Here is a 1,618-nt window from a genome sequence, read left to right as displayed (position 1 = left end):
ACGACACCGCGTCCACGAGCAGCCCCTCCCGGCGATCCGACCAGACAGATGATCATGCCACCGGCGAGGGCTCCCGCTCAACCTGACAATGCCCCGTCACAAGATCTCCGGCTGTAGTACATGGAACCGTGGCAGGTGCGCCGGGACGGGTGCCAGTCGGTCGCCTCTCTCGGCGCCGGGTCCATCGGGTCCGTGCCCGGCAAGCCAGGCGGGTGTTCGGTGTGCAACGCATCGAAGCTCCGTTGGTGACAAGCGATTGATGAATCGCTCGCCCCAACAGAGCTTCGATCTATTCGGTCACACCCCGCCTGACCAGCGCCTTAACGCGAGATCACGCCGACCTTACAAGAGCCCTGAACGAGAAGGGCCGCCTATGTGATCACGGCGCCTTGCAGTGCGATGATCATTTCAATATCGGTCAATGATTCACGAACGGCTCGTGCGAATAGTCCACTGCTAGGGGGCCCGTTGGACCATTGGGATATCCCGCAAGATTCCTGGCCTGCGTTCGCCAAGCCCACGCATAGAGCGAAAGAGGCTGCACGGTTGTAACCACACGACTAGCTCCTGGCGCGTAGCCTCGCTGCATTAGCAGTACATCGTCACCTGACGAGAATGTACTGAAGCTCACATGAGCTCCCGGTCCGTCAATATGCCCAGGAAGTGTCACGAATGTGAAGCTTGTCGGAGTGGCTGAAATTACCCTTACCGGACTGTTTGAAATAGTCGGAAGCCACCCCTTCGGCGCGACTACACTTTCAGTCTCGACATTGTATAGGTTATATTCATTCCCCACTCGGACCCTTCTGGCGCTTGCCGGGGGAAGGCCCGAATCCCATGACTGATGAGTGCTAGGGTCAACGGGTTGCACTGTGAAAGGGAAGATTGCGTTCGGATCTTCTTGCATGACGCCCATCTTGCTTTCTGCGGTGTCCCCAGCCTCAATTGAACCAACCCTCCAGACGAACGCATAATTTGCACCTTCCGTCACCCACATGGGTCCATCACCTATCAGGCGATTATCTCCAGAAAACCCGACTCTGGCATTTGCATTTTCCAGCTCAGTTTGTACCGGAGACAGGGCCTCCCCCGTTTCGAGGGGGCCTATGGTGGGTGAGAAGTCTCCGTCGGGGCCGCCGTAGTCGGCTCGGGTGGGGTTGGGGGTGATGGGGGTGGGTGGGGTGTAGCCGGTTTCGTCGCTGCCGACGTTGCCGTTGGCGGTGTAGTACCAGTTGGCGGGGCCGCTGCAGCCGCCGGCGCAGACGGAGGCGGTGGGGTCGACGGTGGTGCCGCTCCAGGTGGGGCCTTCGCCTTCGCCTATAGGGCCGTCGCCTTCGGTGCACCATTCGCCGCAGTATTGGTCGCTTCCCAGGTCCTGGGTGGGGTCGGTGACGTCGATGGCGTCGTATCCGGTGGGGTCGGTGAGGTTGGTGGGGTTGTTGTCGGCGTAGGCGGTGGGGTGGTTGTTTTCGAGGGGGTCGGGGGTGAGGAAGGTTTCGGCTTGGGGGTCGTATTCGCGGCCTGTGAGGTTGATGAGGTTGAGGGGTTCGTCGTGTTCGGCTCCGGTGTAGCCGTGGGTGGTGTCGGTGGTGTTGGTGGTGGGGGTGCCGTTGTGGGA

At 60.6% G+C, this 1,618-nt stretch carries 1 protein-coding gene; it reads right to left on the bottom strand.

From position 1 onward, the window contains the following. Positions 1-418: 418 nt before the first annotated feature. On the bottom strand, positions 419-1,618 hold a 1,200-nt coding region (locus ABZT03_RS44365; RefSeq protein WP_356050016.1), incomplete at its 5' end, for an RHS repeat-associated core domain-containing protein.

Origin of the sequence: Streptomyces sp. NPDC005574, assembly GCF_040605435.1 — a bacterium.
Taxonomy (GTDB): Bacteria; Actinomycetota; Actinomycetes; order Streptomycetales; family Streptomycetaceae; genus Streptomyces.
Note: the sequence above shows the minus strand (reverse complement) of the source record. Positions and strands in the feature narration are given on the sequence as shown.